We start from the raw sequence: 19,406 nt of genomic DNA on the forward strand, positions 1-19,406 counted from the left end.
ATGTTGACAGATACAAAAAATATTATAGCACCCACAGGCACAGAAATTTCTTGTAAGGGCTGGATTCAGGAAGCCGCAATGCGAATGCTGATGAATAATCTGCATCCCGATGTTGCTGAAAATCCAAATGAATTAATTGTTTACGGCGGAAGTGGAAAAGCTGCTCGCAATTGGGAAGCATATGAAGCAATAATAACATCACTGCAAAGTTTAGAAAATGATGAAACTCTTTTAGTTCAATCAGGCAAACCTGTTGGAATATTTAAAACACATACAAACGCGCCACGAGTAATAATTTCAAACTCCATGCTTGTTCCTGATTGGGCAACGTGGGATGAGTTCCGCAGATTAGAACAGCTTGGTCTAACGATGTACGGACAAATGACAGCTGGCAGTTGGATTTACATTGGAACTCAAGGAATCCTACAAGGCACTTATGAAACTTTTGCAGAAGCAGCAAAAAAATATTTTGGTGGCTCACTTAAAAACAGATTTGTTTTAACTGCTGGATTAGGCGGTATGGGTGGCGCTCAACCCCTTGCAGCAACGTTTAATGGCGCTGCATTTCTTGGTGTTGATGTTGATCGAGCAAGAATCCAAAAAAGAATTGATACTGGTTACACAGATGTAATTACAGATAACCTTGATGAAGCACTGAATATTGTTCTCGATGCAAAACAAAAAGGAGAAGCGCTTTCTGTTGGGTTGATTGGTAACGCCGGAGAAGTTCATCACGAAATTATTAAGCGGGGAATTGTTCCAGATATCGTAACAGATCAAACATCTGCACATGACATGTTAAATGGTTATGTTCCAATGGAAATGAGTTTTGAAGATGCAGTTGAATTAAGAAAATCCGATCCAGAAAAATATATTTCTCTTTCCCGCAAAACCGTTATTAAGCATGTTGAAGCAATGTTGGAATTTAAAAAACGAGGGTCAATAGTTTTTGATTATGGAAATAATATTCGCGGTGAAGCTAAGGAAAACGGATTGGCAAATGCTTTTGATATTCCGGGATTTGTTCCGGAATTCATTCGCCCCCTTTTCTGTGATGGCAAAGGACCATTTCGTTGGGCCGCACTTAGCGGTGATCCAAATGATATTTATGTTACTGATCAAGCTATACGAGAAGCCTTTCCGGAAAACAAACAACTTCTCAACTGGATTGATATGGCACAAAAGAAAGTTCACTTTCAAGGATTACCCGCACGAATTTGCTGGCTCGGTTATGGTGAACGTGCAAAGATGGGAAAGATTTTTAACAAACTTGTTGCTGATGGAAAAGTTAAAGCACCAATTGTAATCGGAAGAGACCATCTTGATTGCGGTTCTGTAGCATCACCAAACAGAGAAACAGAAGGAATGATTGATGGAAGTGATGCAATTGCTGATTGGCCAATCCTAAATGCGCTCCTAAATGCTATCGGAGGTGCAAGCTGGGTTTCCGTTCACCATGGCGGCGGGGTTGGAATAGGTAAATCAATCCACGCCGGAATGGTTGTGGTTGCAGACGGAACTAAAGAAGCGGAAGAACGACTAGAAAGAGTTCTTACTTATGATCCTGGAATGGGAATAATGCGACACGCAGATGCAGGTTATCAACAAGCAATTGACAATGCAAAAAAATGGAATGTGAAAATTCCAATGTTAAAATAATTTTTGTTACTCAGAACGAAGATGAAGATTTGCAATTATATTAAAGTCCGAAATTCTATTATGAAAATTGTTAGTAAATCATTTCGATGGAGTCTTCGAATAAGAAACTTTACTTCTTGTTCCGGAAACAAATTTCTCCCTTCGGCCGAAATGACACTAATTATTTTTTTGTGTTTTTCCTTTGCTAGCACATCTTTCTCACAAGATAAAAGCAAAATAAATTTTGAAACTTGTACTTTTAAAGATTTTCCACTCAATGGAAAAATAAAATTTGTAGAATCTTTTCCAGATATAACTGTTCAAATAGTGGAATCATTTCCTGATCTTAAAGTAAAAATAGTTAACTCGTTTCCGGATGATTGCGGAGAGTGGCAGATAGTAGATTCATTTCCTGATATTAAAATCAAAATAGTTGATTCGTTTCCAGATATAAAAGTTAAATTCGTTGAATCATTTCCAGGTAAACCATAAACAAAGAGGTATTTATGAAACTCAAAGTATTAGTAGCTGACAAATTTCCGGATAAATATATCCAGCAAATGAAAGACCTTGATCTTGAAGTAATCTACAATGCAAAACTTGGAGAAAAAGATCTTCCAGAAGCTGCAAAAGATGTGGATATAGTAGTTGTGCGTTCAACAATAGTAAACGAAGAAACTATCAGCAGCGGAAAAAAACTTAATTTAATTATTCGTGCCGGCTCAGGTGTAAACAATATCAACATTGCTGCAGCGAATAAAAAAGGCATCTATGTTACAAATTGCCCAGGTATGAATGCTGTTGCAGTAGCCGAACTTGCTCTTGGATTGATGATTTCACTCGATCGATTTATTCCTGACAATGTTTCTGATTTCAATAAAAACGTTTGGAATAAGGACAAGTATTCCAAGGGTAAAGGATTAAAAGGGAAAACGCTTGGCCTTATCGGAGTTGGAAATATTGGAAAAGAGGTAGCTAAACGTGCACTTGCGTTTGAAATGAATGTTTATGGAAAAGATATCACAAGAATTGAAGGCGTGCAAATAAAAGATTTCAGTGAAATGGATCAACTTCTACCTTTGTGTGATATAGTTACAATCCATTTGCCTTCTACCCCACAAACGAAAGGTTTATTCAACAAGCAAATGTTTGAGTATATGAAAGATGGCGCCTATCTAATTAACACATCTCGACAGGATGTAGTTGTTGAAGATGACTTGCTTGAAGCAATAAAAGAAAAAAACATCCGTTATGCATGTGATGTATTTAAAGGTGAACCTGAAGGTAAATCCGGTGAGGTTTTATCCAAGCTCCAAAACAATCCTAATGTTTATGTAACACATCATATTGGTGCTTCTACTGAGCAGGCACAAGATGCTGTTGCTGAAGAAACAATAAATATTATTAAGAAATTTGTTCATAGCGGAGTGATTGAACATTGGGTTAACAGAGCAAAGATTACAGATGCTCATTATCAACTTGTTGTTAAACATTATGATAAACCCGGTGTGCTAGCAAGTGTACTTGAAATTATACGAAGCGGCAACATTAACATTGAAGAGATTGAAAATATAATTTTTGAAGGTGGTATCGCTGCTTGCTGCACAATGAAATTACAGACTGCTGCAACCGCAGATATGCTTAAGAAGATAAGTGAAAATACTAATGTAATTAGTTCAAGTCACGTAGAGATTTAGTTTTGTTGTTGAGGGCGATTCTATGAATCGCTCTTTTTTTTTAATAATAGATGAATTTTATGATAAAGTATATTACTGTTATTTTAATTTTTATTGTAACTTCTTCCAAATTTACACTTTCCCAAATGCTTACAGAAAGATATGCACATCTTGGAAAAATGTTCATTCCCCAATTCTCATCTGCACCTTTTCCACATCTCAACCGAATGAACGGGCATACTTATAATGATAAAACTTATTCTGAACAAGAGCATTATTGTGATAGCAGTGTCGCGATTTTTATTCCTAAAGGATTTAATCCAACAGAAAAAACAAATATTGTGGTTTATTTCCACGGATGGAATAATAATATTGATAGTGCCTGTGTTCAATTTAATCTTATAGAACAATTTTGTGAAAGCAATAAAAATGCAATTTTTGTTTTTCCCGAAGGACCAAAAGATTCGCCGGATTCCTATGGAGGTAAGTTGGAGGAGAATGATGGTTTGAAAAATTTAATTGATGATGTTATAAAGTATTTGGAAGAAAAAGGGAAATTGAAATCGAGCAAAATTGACGGTATTATTTTAGCGGGACATAGTGGGGCTTATCGTGTTATTTCATTTTGCTTAATGCGCGGTGGTTACACAAAAAACATTTCTGATGTTATTTTATTTGATGCACTTTACGGACAAACAGAAAAATTTGCTCACTGGATAGAATATTTTGATGGAAGATTTATTAATATTTATACAGATGCTGGTGGGACAAAAAATGAAACTGAAAGTTTGATAGACGATTTGGATGCCTGGGAAATTCAATATTTCAGTACTGAAGAATCGCAATTAAAAATTAATGACTTAAAAAATAATCGATTGATATTTATTCACACTGATCTAAATCATAATGAAGTCATATCAACAAGAAATCAATTCCGGGATTATCTAAAAACAAGTAAGCTGCCATCGATTAAAAATTGAATCAAATAGTACTCGCTTCCAGCCAACAATGCTAATATATTTCCACCTTCATATCAGTAATAAATACGTGCTAAATATTTACATTTAACAAATCAGAAGGTTTGGTGACTGATTATTAACCAAATTAGCTTCCCTATCGATCTTCTAAATGAATTTATTCCGAATCCCTGTGGCATTTTGTTTGATTTTTTATTTAAGCAGATAAAACGAATTAAGAGGCAATAAATGAAGAAGATATTTTACTTAGCTTTAATAATGGTTGTAACGAATTCACTCAGCATTTTTTCACAAGAATCAATAATCGCAAATCATACTATAGCTAAATTATCACTCACTCCAAGTAATTGGATTGATTCAGCAAAAGTAAAATTACACATTGCATATGGTCACACATCTCACGGTAGCCAGTTAATAACCGGAATGGATGGATTAGAAAATTGGAAAGGTTCGCAATATGCTTTTAATGAAGGCGGAACCAACGGAGCTTTAGATATTGATGATTATGCCTTCAGTGGTGCATCAGATTTAGGCAGCCCAGACTTTGTAGCGTGGGAATCTGCAACTAGAACCTATCTAAATAATTCTGCAAACATTGATGTAAATGTAGTAATTTGGTCATGGTGTGGTCAAGTTAGCAGTGCGACTCAGGAAAATATTGACACATATTTGAGTTTAATGAATGAATTAGAAAATGATTTTCCAAATGTAAAGTTTGTTTATATGACAGGGCACTTAGATGGAAGTGGAATTAACGGGAACCTCAATCAAAGAAATGAACAGATAAGAAATTATTGCTTAACAAACAGAAAAATTTTATATGATTTTAATGATATAGAATCCTATGATCCGAATGGGAATTATTATCTTGACAAGAATGCAACTGATAATTGTGATTATGACAGCGATGGAAATGGAAGCTTAGACAAAAATTGGGCAATTGATTGGCAGAACTCTCACACTATAAATATTGATTGGTATGACTGCTCACCAGCGCATACACAAGCATTAAATGGCAATTTAAAGGCTTATGCCGCTTGGTGGTTGTGGGCAAAACTTGCAGGCTGGAATTCGGCTTCGACTATAGACAATGGGAATGAAATTGCAATTAACTTTAAACTTTATCAGAATTATCCTAATCCGTTTAATCCGACTACAAAAATTAGTTGGAATTCTTCTATCAGAAGTCATCAATCCTTGATTATCTATAACATCATAGGAAATAAAATCGCAACTCTAGTTGATGAATTAAGACCGGCAGGTGATTATGAAATAATTTTTAGTGATGCTTCTTTACCGAGTGGTGTTTATTTCTATCAATTAAAAGTTGGAGAATATGTTGAATCGAAAAAGATGATATTAATAAAATAAATATTCAATTCTTTTTCTAAACAAATTTAATATCTATCATATCCTTAAGAATTCCGTGAAAATAAGGCAACTGCATTAACGTCTTTATTCCTTCAAGATCCTGATCTTCGAGATCAAAAACTATATGCTGAATGTTTACTGAAATAAAATCCAGGGAGGTTTGTGTAAATCCTTTTAGAATGGATGCGTATTCTTCTGTATGACCATTTAGTAAATCATCTCTATGTTTCTCAGCAAATTCCTTAAGAACTAATTCTGATGTGGAAGCAAGAATAAAGTTAACATAAGGGGCATCAATCAGTTCAATTATTTCTTCTGCAAAACTTAATCCGTTTAGAAACAATTCTTTCATATAATTTTCATCACCAACAACAAGTGTGTTAGCATCAATGTGTGACGATTCATCCTTGACTAATGTAGGTGTAACATCAACATCATAAAATTCTTTAAACAAAATTTTACTTAGAATTATTTCATTAGTTGTTACATCGCCTTTAAGAAATATTTGTTCTAATTTTTCCTGACCTTCTTTAAAATGAATGTATGAATTTGAAAGAAGTGCGTTGAATGAGATACCAATTTTGGAAGAGACAAATAAATCTTTAAAAGCAAGTAAATCTAATATTGGGATTAGCCCGATTGAATTTTCATCCATCGATAATTTTTTAGCAATTAAAGCAGCAGGATGAAACTCAATAGAAACACTTCCTTCAAGATTTAGTTCAGAAAGGAATATCTGGGAAAAAACATTTTGCGGAAGGAAAATTTTAGATTTCATAAAATAAAAAAGCCGCTGAATTTAGCGGCTTCCCAAAATATTTAGATTTAAGATTTTTTACTTTTAATTCTTGCAGCCTTACCCGAAAGATTTCTTAAGTAGAAAAGTTTTGCTCTTCTAACGTCGCCCAACTTTAGCACTTCTACTTTTGCAATTTTTGGCGAGTTAAAAGGGAAAATTCTTTCAACACCAACACCGCTGGACATTTTTCTAACCATAAAGGTTTTGTTTAATCCTGAACCTCGAATACTTATTACATCGCCTTCAAAAGACTGCAATCTTTCTTTATCACCTTCAACTACTCGTACTTGTACACGAACGTGATCGCCTGGATTAAAAACAGGCATGTCGGTTTTTATCTGGTCTGGTGCTATTTTATTTAGATCGATCATTTCATACTCCACTAATTATTAAAATTTCTCCACTTTTCAGTTAAGATTTTAGATTGTTCTTGTTTCCATTTTTTAATTTCTTTGTCATTTCCAGAAAGTAATACTTCTGGTACCTTCATTCCCTTATATTCAGCAGGTCTGGTATAATAGGGTGCTTCCACAACTTCACCATCTTGAAATGAGTCATCAAGAGCCGATTCACTATCATTGAGTACTCCGGGAATTAATCTTACAATCGCATCAGTAATGATAAGAGCCGGAAGCTCTCCGCCTGTTAAAACATAATTCCCAATAGAGATTTCATCGGTTGCAAAATTTTCTCTAACTCTGTCATCAATTTCTTTGTAATGTCCTGCAATAATTAAAATATTATTTGCAAGAGATAATCTGTTTGCATATTTCTGATCAAATATTTTTCCCTTTGGTGTAGTAAAAATTATATGATCAAAATTGCTTTCAGCTTTTAATTTTTCAATACATTCAAAGAACGGTTCGGGTTTAAGCACCATTCCAGCACCACCGCCAAAAGGCTTATCATCAATTTGTTTGTGCTTGTTAAATGCATAATCTCTAAGATTATGTATTTCAATTTTAACTTTCTTTTTATCCTGTGCCCTTTTTAGAATACTTGTATTAACCGGACTGGAGAGCAAATCCGGCACCGCAGAAATAATATCAATCTTCATCATCATCAAAACCAAAATCAGAATTTAATATCAAAATATTATTTTCAGGATCAATTTTTTCAAAAATAGAATGAACAAATGGGATAAGAATTTTCTTTTCATTTCCCAAAATTATTTCAATCACAGGGTTTGCAGGAGTTTCAAAGTAATCAATCACTGTTCCTAAAAAATCCTGTCCCTTAAATAATTCACACCCAATTAAATCAGATTTAAGGACACTATCATTTTTAACTATTTCAAAATCACCTGAAGTAACAAAAACATTTCTGCCAATAAAAAGAGATACTTCTCTTTCATCATCAAAGTTTTTAAATTTTAAAAAAAAAGAGTTTTTAATACTTAATATCTCTTCAAGCTCTAACTTTTTTTTCTTTTCCCAAAAATCCAGATATAAAAATTTAATTGGTTCAGTGTTTATTTTTAATCCTGGAACCAATTGAATTTTAACAAATCCATCTTTACCGGCAGAAAGAATCTTTGCTATAAGATAAAACTCATTCAATTAAAACACTTGAACTATTTTAATCTTCAATCTCAAGAATTGCTCTCTTGCCTTCTTTAGCTGAAACAGCGGTTAAAAGTGTTCGCATAGCTTGTGCAGTTTTGCCTTGCTTGCCAATCACTTTACCAATATCATCAGCTTGAACTTTTAAAGATAAAACTACCTTTTTTTCTTCAGTTAGTTTTTCTTCAACAACAACGCCGTCAGGATTATCAACAAGTTGTTTTGCGATATACTCAATGAACTCTTTCATAATAGAAGCCTCCTATAATGAACCCGGGTCAATAAGTTGTTATGTACAGTCTTGATAAATTTTTAATTTATCAAGAGTCTAATTCAGAAGCGGCACCCGTAACTTCTGATGTACCTCCATTCCATAATTTAGAACAAAAAACAATTAAGCAGGCTGCTCTGTTTTAGCTTCCTGTGTATCAGCTTTTTTCTTTTTCTTTACAGATTTTTTCTGTGAAGCAGCTTCCTTAGATGCTTGCCAATTCTTTAACAGTGCTTCGGCTTTCTCCGCTGGAAGTTTGCGTTTTGCAATGTCTCTCTTAAGGTTTATACCTGTTTGATTAAACAAACTTTTTACTGTATCAGTTGGCTGCGCGCCATTATCTAACCAGTAATTTATTCTGTCTTCTTTCAAATCTATTTTATGTGGATTTGTAAGTGGGTTGTAGATACCAACAGCTTCAAGAAATTTTCCATCTCTTGGAGAGCGTGCATCAGCAGCAACAACTTTGTAAATGGGTTGTTTTTTCTTTCCCATTCTTCTCAATCTTAACTTTACAGCCAAATTATTATCCTCCGGATATTATCTCTTTTATCAATTAAATTTAAAATTACGCATTGAATTTGGTAATCCTTTTTTAGAAAAACTACTCATCATTCTTTGCATTTCACTAAACTGCTTAACTAAACGGTTTACATCTTGTATTGATGTGCCGCTACCTCTTGCTATTCTTTTACGTCGATTGCCGTTTAAAACTTTCGGCGTACTTCTTTCTTGCTTTGTCATTGAATTGATAATTGCTTCAACTTTAACTAAAGCATTATCATCAATCGGGGCATTTTTAATCTTAGAACCAAGCCCGGGAATCATTCCTAACAAGGAAGATAAAGAACCCATTTTCTTGATGACTTTAATTTGCTTAAGAAAATCATCAAAATCAAATTTATTTTTTCTTAGTTTTTCTTCTAATTCTTCACTTTCAAAGTCCTCAAACGATGCTTGAGCCTTCTCTACAAGGGATATAACATCACCTTTACCTAAAATTCTGGAAGCTAAACGATCAGGATAAAATATTTCCAGATTTTCCAATTTCTCACCATTGCTGATAAATTTAATCGGTTTACCAACAACTGATCTGATTGAAAGAGCTGCACCGCCTCTTGAATCACCATCCAATTTAGTAAGAACAATACCATCAAAGTCAACGGTGTCATTAAATGCTTTTGCAGAATTTACTGCATCCTGCCCGGTCATCGAATCAACAACAAACAAACTTTCATTTGGACTAACAATACTTTTAATATCTGATACTTCCAGCATCATCTGTTCATCAACATGAAGCCTTCCAGCAGTATCAAATATTACTGTATTATAGCTTTTTTCTTTTGCGTAGATTAATGAATCAGTTGCAACTTTTCTTGCATCCTTCTCCTTAATCGAAAAAACCTCAATATCAATTTGCTTCCCCAGTAATCTTAATTGTTCTATAGCTGCAGGTCTGTAAATATCAGCAGCAACCAATAATACTTTTCTTTTTTGTTCAGTTAATTTTTTTGCAAGTTTGCCGCAAAAAGTTGTTTTACCTGAACCCTGCAATCCTACAACTAGTATAGTTGTAATTCCAGATGGATTAATCTGTAGTTCCTGATGCCCACCGCCAAGCAGTTCAGTTAATTCATCGTAAATAATTTTTGTAATTAATTGCCCTGGAGAAATTGAAGTGATTACTTCTTTGCCAAGAGCTTTAACTTTTACGTTTTCAATAAAGTCTTTTGCAACTTTATAATTTACATCAGCATCAAGAAGAATTCTTCTAATTTCACGCAATGTATCTGAAATATTATTTTCAGTTAAGCGCCCCTGTCCGGTAACTTTTTTAAGTGCGGATTCTAATTTTAGAGATAATTCTTCAAACATAATTTCAAAAAATCAACATTACTAATCTAACTAACTTTCATTCAAAGCATTTGCACCGGATACAATTTCAAGTATCTCTGTGGTAATTGCGGCTTGTCGTTTACTATTGTAAGTAAGGCTAAGAGTTCTTATCAACTCTTTAGCGTTTGTAGTTGCATTATCCATTGCTGTCATACGAGCTGCAAATTCAGACGCATTAGATTCCAATAAAACTCTCCACATTTGTCCCTTTAGATGTTTAGGGATCAAATAACTAAAAATTGTTTTTTGATCAGGCTCATAAATATAATTTACAGTTTCATGCTTGTGATTTTCTTTTTCATCACCAGAAACGATAGGTAAAAACTGTTCAACAACTATTTTCTGCTGAATTATAGATTTAAACTCATTGAAAATAATTATTACTTTATCAATACTCCCATCAAAATATTTTGGAATTAATTCATCAACCAAACCTTGAGCGGTGGTATAATCTAAATGAGAAAATATCCCCGGGTATGTTTTAGCAATGTTGTAATTTCTTCTGCCAAAATAATCCGAACCTTTTTTACCGAGACAATAGAGCTGATAGTTTAGACCTTTTTGATTTATTTCTTGTTCAACATAATTAGTTGCTTCTTTTATTATGTTAGTATTAAAAGCTCCGCACAGCCCACGATCCGCTGTTACAACAACAATTGCAACGTTTTTTATTTCTCTTTCGGCAAATAATGGATTAGAAAATTTGTCATCATCATTTGCAAGATGTGAAAGTAGAACAGATATTTTTTTAGCATAAGGACGAGCATTTAAAATAGATTCTGTTGCTCGGCGTAATTTTGCCGTTGCAACCATTTTCATTGCTTTAGTTATCTGTTGAGTGCTTTTAACACCCTTTATGCGAAGTTTAATATCTCTTAAAGTTGCCATTAATATTTAATAGAATAAAAGTTTCTCTACTTAAAGGAAGCTAAAAATTCTTGTCCGGCCTTTTTAATTAATTCTTCAGTTTCTTTACTAATGTCTTTATCCTTTTTAATCGAATCAAAAATTTGTTTGTATTTAACTTCGACAAACTCTAAAACTTCTTTTTCAAATCTTTTGATATCTTTAACTGGAACTGTTTCCATAAAACCTTTTGTGCCGTAGTATAGACTAACAACTTGTTTTTCAATAGGAACCGGAGCGTATTGTCCTTGCTTTAATAATTCAACTAATCGTGCACCCTTGGCTAAAGTGGCTTGAGTTGATTTATCAAGATCGGAACCAAATTTTGCAAATGCTTCTAACTCACGGTACGAGGCAAGATCAAGTTTCAAACTACCAGCAACTTTTTTCATGGCTTTAATTTGAGCATTGCCACCAACTCTGGAAACTGAAATACCTACGTTAATAGCAGGTCTTACACCAGCATTAAATAAATTTGATTCAAGATAAATTTGTCCATCAGTAATTGAAATTACATTCGTTGGGATATATGCAGAAACGTCACCCTGTTGTGTTTCAATAATTGGTAAAGCTGTTAAACTTCCACCTCCTTCAGCATCACTAAGCTTAGATGCTCTTTCTAATAATCTTGAGTGAAGATAAAACACGTCACCAGGATAAGCTTCACGTCCAGGAGGTCTTCTTAAAAGCAAAGATAATTCTCTATAAGCCTGAGCTTGTTTTGAAAGATCATCATAAATACAAAGAGCATGTTTTCCATTATCTCTAAAAAATTCACCAAGAGTTGCGCCTGAATAAGGAGCAATAAATTGCAATGGCGCAGGATCAGAAGCCCCAGCACAAATAACCGTAGTATACTCCATAGCTCCATTTTCTTGAAGTTTTGCTACAACCTGAGCTACTGTAGATTCTTTTTGCCCAATTGCCACATAGACACAATAAACCGGATTTATACCTAAAGCTTTTGCTTCTTCGGTATGAGTATGTTTCTGACTAATAATTGCGTCAATGGCAACGGCAGTTTTACCTGTTTGTCTATCGCCAATAATTAATTCTCTTTGTCCACGACCAATTGGAATCATTGCATCAACGGCTATAATACCCGTCTGAAGTGGTTCCTTTACTGGTTGTCTTTGTACAACACCAAGTGCTTTTCTTTCAATCGGTAAAAATTGTGTTGTATTGATCGGACCTTTACCATCCATCGGAACACCAAGCGGAGTGATAACACGACCAAGCATTGCATCGCCAACAGGCATAGAAGCAACACGTTTTGTTCTCTTAACTGTATCGCCTTCTTTAACTAAAGTTGTATCACCAAAAAGTACGCAGCCAACGCTGTCTTCTTCAAGATTTAATACCATTCCAAATACATCGTTTGGAAATTCAACTAATTCACTTGCCATAACTTGTGATAGGCCATAAACACGTGCAATACCATCACCTACTTGCAAAACGGTTCCTACATCATAAATATCAATTTCGCTTTCAAAACCAGAAAGTTGTTTTCTTAATATTGCAGATATTTCATCAGGTCTAACTTCTGCCATTTGTAATTTCCTTTATTAAATTCCTTTGAATTAATTTAATGTAACGCTGCTTTGTAAAAATGTTTTTTTCAAAAGCCCAAGTTGATGAGCCATTGAAGCGTTATAAACAGTATCGCCAACTTTGGCTATAAAGCCACCAATAATATTTCCATCAACTTTAAATGTTAATCTTGCTCTCTTTTTTAGATAAGATTCAAACTTTTGCTGCAATTGTATTTTTTGTTCAGATGTAAAATCAAATGCGGTTGTAACATCAATTTTTACGAAACCGGTATATTCATCTTTTATTGATTCAAATCTTTCTAAAATCTCAAGTAATATATCTTCTCTACCTTTTACGATTGTAAAATCCAAAAAGCTCATAGAATCTTTACCTATCGACATTCCAAAAATCTCAGCTAGAAATAATTTTTTGGTTTCAGCCTTAATTATAGGGCTCTTAATAGCTCTAAGTAATTCATCACTTTTGCTGATAGAATTATAAACTAACTCAAAATCCTCAGCAACTTTGGTAAGAATATTTTTCTCGATAGAAGTATCAAGAAAAGATTGAGCATATCTATTTGCAACTTTTGATAGAGCCATACTTAATTTTTAGATATATCACTAATGTATTTATCAACAAGTTTTTTATTCTTCTCAGCATCAAGATTAGCTTTTAAAATCTTTTCTGCAGCATTAACAGCAATATCCGCGATCTGATTTTTTAATTCATCAAACGCAGCATTTTTCTTTCTATCAATTTCAGAAGTTGCATCACTAATAAGTTTTTGAGCCTGTTCTTTGCTGTCTTTTATCATCTGCTCTTTCAAATTCTCAGCAAAAACTCTGCTCTGCTCAATAATCTTTTTTGATTCCTCTTCGGCTTTTGCCAAATTGTTCTGATTTTGTGCGAGAATCTGTTTAGCCTCATCTTTAGCTTTTTCAGCTTGCTCAAGTGAATCTTTTATAGCATCTTCTCTTTGCTTTAAAGCCGAAAGAATCGGCTTCCATGCAAATTTTGTAAGAAGAAACAGAAGTAAGGCAAATGTAATAATGGTCCAAATTGCTAAACCACCATTAACGGAAAGCAATCCACCGCCGCCGCCTTCTGATTCAGATACAACTAAAGCAATAAAAGCAAATAATGTATTTGCAATCATAATCTAATTGTTAAAATTAATTTGTAAAGATTGGAGCGATTAAAACTTCACTCCACTTAATTAATTATTTACCAGCTAAAATAAAGCAGATAACTAATGCAAATAGAGAAATACCTTCAATCAGCGCAGCTGCGATAATCATAGAGGTTCTTATTGCACCGGCAGCTTCTGGCTGTCTTCCGCTAGCATCCATTGCAGCGGCAGCTAATTTGCCTATACCCAAAGCACCACCAAAGATTGTTAATCCAGCACCTAATCCGGCAGCTAAATATGCATAATCCATTAACGTTCTCCTTTAATTATAATTTATATTATAAGTTATTTTTAATGATCCTGATGAACTGCCATACCTATAAATAAGGAAGATAGCATTGTAAAAATATATGCTTGTAATAAAGCAACTAAAACTTCAAGTCCGTAAATAAACAAAGCCATAGGGATTGCCAAACCAGCCCAAGCAACGTTTTGCATTACAAAAATCAAACTGATAAGAGCATATATAACAATGTGCCCTGCAGTCATATTTGCAAAAAGACGAATAGCTAATGCAAATGGTTTTGCTAGCAATCCTAAAAGTTCTACCACAGCCATAATTGGCAATAAAAATAAAGGGACACCGTGTGGAATTAATCCTTTCCAGTATCCAAAAAATCCATTACTTCTAATTCCACCAATTTGAATTACCAAGAATGTGAAAATCGCTAATGTTGCAGTAACAGCAATATTACTTGTAAACGTTGCTGAAAAAGGAATTAATCCTAAAAAATTTCCAAAAAGAATAAAGAAAAATGCTGTTAACAAATATGGAAGGAATTTCTCAAACCCTTTTCCGATTGTAGGACTTGCAATTTCATCACGCACAAAAACTATAAATAATTCCCAAAAATTAGTAAATCCTTTTGGAACCATTGAGGATTTGTAAGCTCTGGCAACTCTTGTCATCACAATAAAAAGAATCAAAGCACCAACCCACATAAATAGAACATGTCGTGTGATTGATAAATCTAACCCAAAAAGTTCAAAATGAGGTAAATATATTTTACCAATTGGCGAAAAATCAAGATAATTTCCATCCATTACGTGATGGAGAATCCAATCACTGCCAGATTCTGACTTAGTTGTGTTCAAAGTATCAACTATTGTAGAAGTTGAGTCAATCATTGATTAGAGTTTATTAACAAATTCTTTTTTAGTTAGAAAAAAAATCTCTACTAAGAGATAGTAGAAATAGAAAATAAAGGTAGTAAAGATAAAAGAATTGAGGCTAACAAACAAGAATTTGAGAGCCATCAGGATTAGACCCAACATTAAGAATAAGCGGGCTACAAGCCCTCCAAAGACAATAATCAGGAATAATTTATCGCTTTTTTCAAATCCAAAATGGATTGCTAAAACACCAAGAACGAAATTGAATGTTGGGAATAAATATCCATAAAAAAGGCTAAAAAAAAGGTTAGAACTATCCTTTTGATGAAAATAATTCTGAATGATAAACAACAAAAATACGATTGGAATTAAGCTAAGAATAATAAATAACTTATTTATTTTCATCACGCAGCTTGCTTTTTCGTTCAAGGTCGTTAACAGTTTTTATTAAGTTAAACATCCCAATTGAAATTCCCAGCAAACCAAAAACTAAGGTTAAGACATAGTTGAGATTAAACTTATCATCAAGCCAACTTCCTAAAAGTACCATCGCAACAACGGTAACAGCTAATTGAAGACCCAACCCAAGATATGGGGCTACATCACGAAACGATTTTGCAATCCCGGAATCAAATTCCGGTTTTTGCGCCATTTTATTCTCCTTTGGGAACGGGTTTAAATGTAGATTGAGAGCCCATTGAGCTTTTGCCTTCGAAAATTGCACCCGCTTCAACAACTAAAATCTTTGTTAATAAATCACCTTTTAACACGGATTTCGATTCAAGAACCAATTTTTCCTTAGCGTTAACGGTTCCATCAACTTTGCCACCAATTGAAACTGTTTCACCTGTTAACTGTCCCTGAATGCTGCCGTGTTCTCCAACAGTTAAGTTACCTTGTGTCGTAATATCGCCTTTAACTACTCCATCAACACGAATATTACCGTTGCTTGTAACTTTACCATCTATAACAACACCACTGCTAATAATTGTTACTTCTTCCATAGAACTCCCGATTGATTTAGTTTTCAAAATAGCTCCTAAAATTTAATTAACACTTTTTCAGGATCGATGGGTTTTCCATCTTTCCAAATTTCAAAATGAAGATGCGGACCTGTTGATTCCGTACCTGAATTTCCACTCAAAGCAATCAATTCACCTTGCCTAACAAAGTCACCATCTTTTTTTAACAGTGATGAACAATGTAGATATTTAGTTATATAGTTTTCAGGATGATTTATAATAATTGTATATCCATAATTTGTAACATAATCTGCAAACACCACATAACCGCCAGATGATGCAAAGATAGGACTATTTTCCTTCATAGAATAGTCATTGCCATTGTGCCCTTTTGTAGGATTAAAAGATCTGCTAAGAAAGCCTTCAGCGGGTGTGATAAAATACATTTCCTGATTTTGATTCTTTGTAATCTGGTAAATAAAATCCTTAAAAACATTTAAGATATTTCCATCCAGAAGATTTTTTTTAGTTGTAGAATCTTTTATCTGTAAAGGTTCTTTTAATAAAGTTGAATCACCTAACATTATTGCAAATTTTAATCTCTTATTTACAGATTTTAAAGATTCTATTTCATTTGCTAGAAAATTTACCTTATCGTTTAGTATTTCCACTTTCTTTTTATCAGAATCTGTTAATCTGAGTGAGTAAGGAAAAAGAACTTCACTAAGTGGAGTGAAGCTTATTATGTAAAAACCGAGTAAAAATATTACTACACTATAAATTGAAATATAAGTCATCAACTTTAATGATGATATTTTCATAGTGTGTGGTTCGCTGGATGTTTCTTCCGGTACAACTATAATTGAGAATCTTTTAATTTTTTTAAGTTTCAATTTTAAATTCTTGCTTCGTCTAATAAGTTAATCTAGCTTTTTCATTAATTCCACAAATTTAATTTTACCCTCACGAATTAAAATAGGTTCATCTTTGCTTAAATCAATTAGAGTAGAAGCTTCAAAAAATGATTTTTTTTCAGAATAAAATATCGCTTCAACATCATTAGCAAACTCTTGAATAATTATTGACGGATCATTCATTGGTTCACTGCCTGTTCTGTTCACACTAGTAGATACTAACGGCATTTTTAGTTCGCTAACTAATTTACTACAAAATCTGTGATTTGGAATTCTAAAGGCTCCCGTTTCTGATTGAAGTAATTCCTGATATTTACTATTTAACTTAAGAATTACGGAAACAGGATTGGGCCATATTGCTAGCAAAAAATCTAAATATCTTTCTGAGCTTACATCAGCGTAGCTTTTTAACATTTCAATATCCGAAATAAGAAAAATATATCGCCGCCAATTAGTTTTTCCTTTAACGTCACTAATTTTTTTTATTGCTTTTTTATTAAAAGGATTGCCACCAAATCCATAAATGGTATCGGTCGGATAAATAAAAATGGAGCCGTTAAGAAAAAGTTCTCGCGCAATATTTATACTCTCTTCAAAATTCTCATCAATGCTAACCATTAAAGACATTTTATTGTCAGTCATTTAACAATTCCTCTGCTTTCCAAATTATTTCTTGCGGCAAAAGCTTCATACCGCAGTCAAATTTTTTTATAGGACAATTATGATGTCCATGAATTCCACAAGGTTTACACTTTAAATCATCAAAACTGATTGAAGCACTTTTTTTATTATATGGATAAAATCCAAAATTTGGTACTGTTGAACAATAAATTGTTAGAACTTTAATATCAGCACACATGCCCATATGAGTCGGCGCACTATCATTAGATATTAAAAGTTTTGCTCGCTTAAGTAGTTCAATACTTTCAATAATAGATAAAATACCAGCAGAATTTATAATTTCACTAGAAAATTTAGAAGCTATTTTTTCATTACTCGACTTATCATTTTCGCCACCAATTAATACCACTTTATTTTTCTTATCTATAAAGTGTTGTATAATTGCTTCAAAATATTCAGCTGGATATATTTTAGTATTCCAAACACTGTTGGGCGCTATCGCAATAAAACCATTTTCTAATTGATATTCATTTATAAAAGATTTTACTTTTTCAATTGATTGTTCATCAGTTCTAATCTCCGGAATTATTTTCCAATTTTCTTCATCATAATGATATCCAACTAAATCCAGGTTTCTTTGAACTTCGTGCTTGGAATTATCATACTTAACCAGATTCTTATAAACATGCATCAACATTGAACTATCAAAACCATAAGTTTCTCTCACTTCCAATAAAAGCACTATAAAAGCTGTTCGTAAAGATCTGTGGAATGAATAAACTTTGTTATAATTATTTTGCTTTAACTGCTTAATAAACTGGTAAGTTTTTCTTAATGATTTTTGCTCTCCTTTTTTATCGATCACAATTGCATTATCCACAAAAGGCGAAGCAGTAAAGATCTCTTTAGTTGCAGGGATACAAAGGATATCAATTGAACAATTAGGAAAAAAATCTTTGACCTTTTTTAGCGCAGGCAATGTAAGAATCGCATCACCAGGAAAAGCCGTCTGTATAAATAATATTTTTTCAGTACTCATCAATGTTTCCATCTTCTGTGCATCCATAACCATTGTTCGGGATGCTTTCTTATAACATCTTCCAAATACTTTAACATTCTTTCTGATAAGACTTTTACTTTTTCATCATAATCATCTGGCAATTTTTCTCTATCTATTTCAACAATTTCTGAATGATATGAAAGATCCGGCTGGCGTATCGTAATGCCGTAAAGAATTGGAACATTCATCTTAAGAGATAATACAGCTGGGCCGGTATATACCGCTGTTTTGCGCCCAAAAAATTCTAGCTTAATACTATCCTCTGGACCGCGCTGATCAGCAACCATAGCCACAATACCTTTTTTCATAAGCACAGTGTAAACATTTCTAATCGAAGCACCCAGTGGAACAACTTCATTCGTCCATTTAGTACGTGCACGGTTCATCCAATCATTAACTAAAGGATTGCGTTGTGGTTTTACTATAACAGATAATTTTTTATTTAACTGTGCACCGACTGAAATAGCACAATACTCCCAATTACCAAAATGCCCTGATAATAAAATAACCCCATTTTTTTCTTGTTCTTTTTTATCAATCAAATGAAAGTTATTAAAATTAACAACCTTTTTTATCTGCTCATCTGAAGTCCACGGTAAAAATAGAATCTCAACTAACGTGATAGCAAAACTTTTATAACTACCATAAGCTATTTTATTAATTTGACCAGGGGGTTTTTCTGGAAAAGCATTTTTAAGATTATTAAAAACAACATCTTTTCTGATTGGTAAAAGATAAAAGAAAAAGAAAGAAATTAAAGATGAAAATTTCCTAGATAAATTTAGTCCAAGAAATCGGCATAGATAGCTTAGGAGTAAAAACAGTATATATTCTAAATAATTTTTCAAATCATATAATAAATTGATGCGTAAAAATAGTGAAATGATAGGATTTTTTAATCAAAAAATGATCACA

24 protein-coding genes are annotated in these 19,406 nt (G+C 33.3%); 5 read left to right on the forward strand and 19 right to left on the reverse strand.

The window, feature by feature from the left end; translation table 11 throughout:
• The 5 genes from hutU to IPJ23_08525 all read left to right on the forward strand — a co-directional run bounded on the left by hutU (nt 1) and on the right by IPJ23_08525 (nt 5,662).
• The gene (gene hutU, locus IPJ23_08505) at nt 1-1,659 is read left to right on the forward strand and encodes a urocanate hydratase (GenBank protein MBK7630729.1); all 1,659 of its coding nucleotides are present in this window, start codon (nt 1-3) and stop codon (nt 1,657-1,659) included.
• Between the two features lie 168 nt (nt 1,660-1,827).
• The gene (locus IPJ23_08510) at nt 1,828-2,130 is read left to right on the forward strand and encodes a hypothetical protein (protein ID MBK7630730.1); all 303 of its coding nucleotides are present in this window, start codon (nt 1,828-1,830) and stop codon (nt 2,128-2,130) included.
• 14 nt (nt 2,131-2,144) lie between these two features.
• Complete coding sequence (locus IPJ23_08515) at nt 2,145-3,335, forward strand: phosphoglycerate dehydrogenase (GenBank protein MBK7630731.1); 1,191 nt, start codon at nt 2,145-2,147, stop codon at nt 3,333-3,335.
• A 59-nt stretch (nt 3,336-3,394) separates the two neighbouring features.
• Nucleotides 3,395-4,294 carry a hypothetical protein gene (locus IPJ23_08520; protein MBK7630732.1) on the forward strand — a complete coding sequence of 300 codons (900 nt, stop codon included), beginning with the start codon at nt 3,395-3,397 and terminating at the stop codon, nt 4,292-4,294.
• A gap of 225 nt (nt 4,295-4,519) precedes the next feature.
• Nucleotides 4,520-5,662: a T9SS type A sorting domain-containing protein gene (locus IPJ23_08525; protein ID MBK7630733.1), complete on the forward strand. Its 1,143-nt coding sequence runs from the start codon at nt 4,520-4,522 to the stop codon at nt 5,660-5,662.
• Nucleotides 5,663-5,678: 16 nt separating this feature from the next.
• Here IPJ23_08525 and IPJ23_08530 read toward each other — a convergent pair whose 3' ends face one another.
• The 19 genes from IPJ23_08530 to IPJ23_08620 all read right to left on the reverse strand — a co-directional run bounded on the left by IPJ23_08530 (nt 5,679) and on the right by IPJ23_08620 (nt 19,339).
• Entirely contained in the window at nt 5,679-6,440 is a 762-nt protein-coding gene (locus IPJ23_08530) for a hypothetical protein (GenBank protein MBK7630734.1), read from the reverse strand.
• A 47-nt stretch (nt 6,441-6,487) separates the two neighbouring features.
• Nucleotides 6,488-6,832: a 50S ribosomal protein L19 gene (rplS, locus tag IPJ23_08535; GenBank protein ID MBK7630735.1), complete on the reverse strand. Its 345-nt coding sequence runs from the start codon at nt 6,830-6,832 to the stop codon at nt 6,488-6,490.
• Between the two features lie 11 nt (nt 6,833-6,843).
• On the reverse strand, nt 6,844-7,518 hold the full coding sequence (gene trmD, locus IPJ23_08540) for a tRNA (guanosine(37)-N1)-methyltransferase TrmD (GenBank protein MBK7630736.1): 675 nt from the start codon (nt 7,516-7,518) through the stop codon (nt 6,844-6,846).
• Complete coding sequence (gene rimM, locus IPJ23_08545) at nt 7,508-8,020, reverse strand: 16S rRNA processing protein RimM (protein MBK7630737.1); 513 nt, start codon at nt 8,018-8,020, stop codon at nt 7,508-7,510. The genes trmD and rimM overlap by 11 nt, the downstream gene beginning before the upstream one ends.
• A gap of 19 nt (nt 8,021-8,039) precedes the next feature.
• Nucleotides 8,040-8,273 (reverse strand): KH domain-containing protein, encoded by a 234-nt coding sequence (locus IPJ23_08550; protein ID MBK7630738.1) that lies wholly within the window; start codon nt 8,271-8,273, stop codon nt 8,040-8,042.
• 144 nt (nt 8,274-8,417) lie between these two features.
• Complete coding sequence (rpsP, locus tag IPJ23_08555) at nt 8,418-8,816, reverse strand: 30S ribosomal protein S16 (GenBank protein ID MBK7630739.1); 399 nt, start codon at nt 8,814-8,816, stop codon at nt 8,418-8,420.
• Nucleotides 8,817-8,846: 30 nt separating this feature from the next.
• Nucleotides 8,847-10,169 carry a signal recognition particle protein gene (ffh, locus tag IPJ23_08560; protein MBK7630740.1) on the reverse strand — a complete coding sequence of 441 codons (1,323 nt, stop codon included), beginning with the start codon at nt 10,167-10,169 and terminating at the stop codon, nt 8,847-8,849.
• 30 nt (nt 10,170-10,199) lie between these two features.
• Complete coding sequence (gene atpG / locus IPJ23_08565; GenBank protein MBK7630741.1) at nt 10,200-11,078, reverse strand: ATP synthase F1 subunit gamma; 879 nt, start codon at nt 11,076-11,078, stop codon at nt 10,200-10,202.
• A 26-nt stretch (nt 11,079-11,104) separates the two neighbouring features.
• Nucleotides 11,105-12,646 (reverse strand): F0F1 ATP synthase subunit alpha, encoded by a 1,542-nt coding sequence (locus tag IPJ23_08570; protein ID MBK7630742.1) that lies wholly within the window; start codon nt 12,644-12,646, stop codon nt 11,105-11,107.
• Between the two features lie 30 nt (nt 12,647-12,676).
• Nucleotides 12,677-13,231, reverse strand: coding sequence for an ATP synthase F1 subunit delta (gene atpH / locus IPJ23_08575; protein MBK7630743.1), 555 nt, complete (start codon nt 13,229-13,231; stop codon nt 12,677-12,679).
• A 2-nt stretch (nt 13,232-13,233) separates the two neighbouring features.
• Entirely contained in the window at nt 13,234-13,788 is a 555-nt protein-coding gene (gene atpF, locus IPJ23_08580) for a F0F1 ATP synthase subunit B (protein MBK7630744.1), read from the reverse strand.
• 64 nt (nt 13,789-13,852) lie between these two features.
• Entirely contained in the window at nt 13,853-14,071 is a 219-nt protein-coding gene (locus tag IPJ23_08585) for an ATP synthase F0 subunit C (GenBank protein ID MBK7630745.1), read from the reverse strand.
• Between the two features lie 41 nt (nt 14,072-14,112).
• On the reverse strand, nt 14,113-14,946 hold the full coding sequence (atpB, locus tag IPJ23_08590) for a F0F1 ATP synthase subunit A (GenBank protein ID MBK7630746.1): 834 nt from the start codon (nt 14,944-14,946) through the stop codon (nt 14,113-14,115).
• Between the two features lie 379 nt (nt 14,947-15,325).
• On the reverse strand, nt 15,326-15,586 hold the full coding sequence (locus tag IPJ23_08595; GenBank protein ID MBK7630747.1) for an AtpZ/AtpI family protein: 261 nt from the start codon (nt 15,584-15,586) through the stop codon (nt 15,326-15,328).
• Nucleotide 15,587: 1 nt separating this feature from the next.
• Complete coding sequence (locus IPJ23_08600; protein ID MBK7630748.1) at nt 15,588-15,965, reverse strand: polymer-forming cytoskeletal protein; 378 nt, start codon at nt 15,963-15,965, stop codon at nt 15,588-15,590.
• 8 nt (nt 15,966-15,973) lie between these two features.
• Nucleotides 15,974-16,789: a M23 family metallopeptidase gene (locus tag IPJ23_08605; GenBank protein ID MBK7630749.1), complete on the reverse strand. Its 816-nt coding sequence runs from the start codon at nt 16,787-16,789 to the stop codon at nt 15,974-15,976.
• A 27-nt stretch (nt 16,790-16,816) separates the two neighbouring features.
• Nucleotides 16,817-17,452 (reverse strand): threonylcarbamoyl-AMP synthase, encoded by a 636-nt coding sequence (locus tag IPJ23_08610; protein ID MBK7630750.1) that lies wholly within the window; start codon nt 17,450-17,452, stop codon nt 16,817-16,819.
• On the reverse strand, nt 17,445-18,470 hold the full coding sequence (locus IPJ23_08615; protein MBK7630751.1) for a glycosyltransferase family 9 protein: 1,026 nt from the start codon (nt 18,468-18,470) through the stop codon (nt 17,445-17,447). Before IPJ23_08615 ends, IPJ23_08610 begins: the two co-directional genes overlap by 8 nt.
• Entirely contained in the window at nt 18,470-19,339 is an 870-nt protein-coding gene (locus IPJ23_08620) for a lysophospholipid acyltransferase family protein (GenBank protein ID MBK7630752.1), read from the reverse strand. Before IPJ23_08620 ends, IPJ23_08615 begins: the two co-directional genes overlap by 1 nt.
• Nucleotides 19,340-19,406 lie beyond the last annotated feature (67 nt).

It is taken from the genome of Ignavibacteriales bacterium (assembly GCA_016709765.1).
GTDB lineage: Bacteria > Bacteroidota > Ignavibacteria > Ignavibacteriales > Ignavibacteriaceae > IGN3.

Bases quoted from the DNA above. Each gene is read 5' to 3' on its own strand.
- hutU (MBK7630729.1), top strand. From the start codon at position 1: ATGTTGACAGATACAAAAAATATTATAGCACCCACAGGCACAGAAATT.
- IPJ23_08515 (MBK7630731.1), top strand. From the start codon at position 2,145: ATGAAACTCAAAGTATTAGTAGCTGACAAATTTCCGGATAAATATATC.
- IPJ23_08520 (MBK7630732.1), top strand. From the start codon at position 3,395: ATGATAAAGTATATTACTGTTATTTTAATTTTTATTGTAACTTCTTCC.
- IPJ23_08525 (MBK7630733.1), top strand. From the start codon at position 4,520: ATGAAGAAGATATTTTACTTAGCTTTAATAATGGTTGTAACGAATTCA.
- IPJ23_08530 (MBK7630734.1), bottom strand. From the start codon at position 6,440: ATGAAATCTAAAATTTTCCTTCCGCAAAATGTTTTTTCCCAGATATTC.
- rplS (MBK7630735.1), bottom strand. From the start codon at position 6,832: ATGATCGATCTAAATAAAATAGCACCAGACCAGATAAAAACCGACATG.
- trmD (MBK7630736.1), bottom strand. From the start codon at position 7,518: ATGAAGATTGATATTATTTCTGCGGTGCCGGATTTGCTCTCCAGTCCG.
- IPJ23_08550 (MBK7630738.1), bottom strand. From the start codon at position 8,273: ATGAAAGAGTTCATTGAGTATATCGCAAAACAACTTGTTGATAATCCT.
- ffh (MBK7630740.1), bottom strand. From the start codon at position 10,169: ATGTTTGAAGAATTATCTCTAAAATTAGAATCCGCACTTAAAAAAGTT.
- atpG (MBK7630741.1), bottom strand. From the start codon at position 11,078: ATGGCAACTTTAAGAGATATTAAACTTCGCATAAAGGGTGTTAAAAGC.
- IPJ23_08570 (MBK7630742.1), bottom strand. From the start codon at position 12,646: ATGGCAGAAGTTAGACCTGATGAAATATCTGCAATATTAAGAAAACAA.
- atpH (MBK7630743.1), bottom strand. From the start codon at position 13,231: ATGGCTCTATCAAAAGTTGCAAATAGATATGCTCAATCTTTTCTTGAT.
- atpF (MBK7630744.1), bottom strand. From the start codon at position 13,788: ATGATTGCAAATACATTATTTGCTTTTATTGCTTTAGTTGTATCTGAA.
- IPJ23_08585 (MBK7630745.1), bottom strand. From the start codon at position 14,071: ATGGATTATGCATATTTAGCTGCCGGATTAGGTGCTGGATTAACAATC.
- IPJ23_08595 (MBK7630747.1), bottom strand. From the start codon at position 15,586: ATGGCGCAAAAACCGGAATTTGATTCCGGGATTGCAAAATCGTTTCGT.
- IPJ23_08610 (MBK7630750.1), bottom strand. From the start codon at position 17,452: ATGACTGACAATAAAATGTCTTTAATGGTTAGCATTGATGAGAATTTT.
- IPJ23_08615 (MBK7630751.1), bottom strand. From the start codon at position 18,470: ATGAGTACTGAAAAAATATTATTTATACAGACGGCTTTTCCTGGTGAT.